Origin of the sequence: Mesorhizobium sp. M7A.F.Ca.US.007.01.2.1 (genome assembly GCF_003998165.1) — a bacterium.
GTDB lineage: Bacteria > Pseudomonadota > Alphaproteobacteria > Rhizobiales > Rhizobiaceae > Mesorhizobium > Mesorhizobium ciceri.
The window spans coordinates 1-1,944 of sequence record NZ_RZQP01000443.1 but is presented as its reverse complement, the minus strand read 5'-3'; the positions used below and the strand labels follow the sequence as shown (position 1 = coordinate 1,944).

The window sequence follows — 1,944 nt, the reverse complement described above, 5'->3', positions numbered from 1 at the left end:
CACCCGTCCTTGACAGCGAAAAGGATGCAAAACGTCCGGGCAAGGACGGCAAACCGCCTGCTCAGCAGAGCGATGGGGGTCAGGCCCCGGCGCCCACCGCTGCCCCCGCAGAGGCCGGACCACCCCCTGCAGACGACAAGTCAGCGCAGCAGGAGATCAAGCCGGAGAAGATCGTTCCGGTGACGAACGAAAAGGGTACCCGCCGTGAAAAGGCGCCTGATACCCAAGCGCCGGAACGTCCGAAAGGCGCCGATGTCCTCACGGAAATTGGCGGCCGGGTCATCATCCAGTTCAACAACCAGACGATAGTCGAGAGCAACGAAGCACCGCGCATGAACCGTGGTGCCAAGGACGTGTATTATGAGGATCTGCCGGGCGGCCGCACACGCGAGACGATCGTTCGCGACAATGGCAACCAAATCGTCACCATCCGCAACCGCAATGGAGACGTCATCCAGCGCTCCCGCATCACCCCCGACGGCCGCGAGTATGTGTTGAGCTACGTCGACGAGAGGTATTACCAGGACGTGCAGGATTGGCGCGACCCTGGAGATGACTTGCCACCGATGCGGCTCACCATCCCGCGCAAGCAATACATCCTGGAGTCGGATTTGGTAGAGGATTCCGACGACTACTACACCTTCCTCGAGCAACCGCCGGTGGAAAAAGTCCAGCGCCTCTACTCGGTCGACGAGGTCAAGCGCTCGGCGCGTGTGCGCGATATCGCCCGGCGCGTTGATCTCGACACGTTGAATTTCGAGTCCGGTTCGGCCGCGATCTCGGACAGCGAAGTCAAAAAGCTGCAAGGGGTTGCGGACGCAATGGAGCGCCTGCTGAAGAAGAACCCGGCGGAAACCTTCTTGATCGAAGGCCACACCGATGCTGTCGGTAGCGACAATGCGAACCTGGCGTTGTCCGACCAGCGAGCCGAGGCAGTTGCCGAGGCCCTCACCAACGCCTTTGGCATCGCGCCAGAGAACCTGACGACCCAAGGCTACGGCGAGCGCTATCTTAAGGTGAACACGACAGGGCCCGAAAGACAGAACCGCCGCGTCGCTATTCGCCGCATCACGCCGCTTGTGGCGCCCATCGCCAGCGCCAACTAACCAGGACAATCTCGCGATTCGGTAAAGCTCGCCGAATCGCGAGACCGTTACCAGCCAAGGCGCCGGCTCTAATCAAAATGGTGGCCGGCGCTGGTGGTTGAAGCGGGATTTGAACGTTCCCGGAATTTACCCGCTGGCTGCGTAGTGCGCGCGGAGCTTGGGCGTCCGGAGGTAATCAAGCATGGACATCGCAGCGCGCTTGTGTCGGCCGCCCATTCGTTGGATCCGTGGAACGTTGAGCGTCGCATTGACCCGCCGCTAAATGCAGCTTCATCTGAAGCCGTGCAATCAGATTGCGGCCGTCCTTTGAGACGATATGGCCTCGAACCCCGGGCTAGCGCCACCGACCGGATCGGCCCCTCCATCCGCCCCCGAGACGACCGCCGCCAGAAACCAACCGGATGATTAGGAGAAGAACAATCGCCCCGAGGGTGGCATTAACGATCAAGCTTATCGTTCCGCTCCCGAGATGGACGCCTAGGCGGGGCAGCAGCCATTCCCCGATGAACGCGCCGATGATTCCGATTGCGATGTCCCCGATTAGACCAAAGCCAGAGCCCCGCACGATCTTTCCGGCCAACCATCCGGCAATAAGGCCGACCACCAATATGACTATGATGCTCTCGTTCGTCAGATGCATGGTGATCCTCCGGGCCCTCGTTTTGGCTGCGCGATTCCATGTCTGCAACCAGCAACTGGTTCCATAGCCGATCCTCTATCCCAACGAAAGCCAAAGCGCGTCTGTCGTTCGACGCGACCGCCGTGGGACCCAAAGCAATAGGACAATCGACAGCATGATCATCAAATTGCGACCGCTACTTATCGAACCGAGTCAGGG

At 60.3% G+C, this 1,944-nt stretch carries 2 protein-coding genes; one reads left to right on the top strand and one right to left on the bottom strand.

Annotation, left to right across the window (positions count from 1 at the left end; all coding sequences use genetic code 11):
• Positions 1 to 1,106 (top strand): OmpA family protein (locus tag EN949_RS34895; protein ID WP_164782666.1); only part of this gene is annotated, 1,106 nt, incomplete at its 5' end.
• A 334-nt stretch (positions 1,107 to 1,440) separates the two neighbouring features.
• Here EN949_RS34895 and EN949_RS34890 read toward each other — a convergent pair.
• On the bottom strand, positions 1,441 to 1,746 hold the full coding sequence (locus EN949_RS34890) for a GlsB/YeaQ/YmgE family stress response membrane protein (RefSeq protein WP_127369240.1): 306 nt from the start codon (positions 1,744 to 1,746) through the stop codon (positions 1,441 to 1,443).
• Positions 1,747 to 1,944 lie beyond the last annotated feature (198 nt).

Bases quoted from the DNA above. Each gene is read 5' to 3' on its own strand.
- EN949_RS34890 (WP_127369240.1), bottom strand. From the start codon at position 1,746: ATGCATCTGACGAACGAGAGCATCATAGTCATATTGGTGGTCGGCCTT.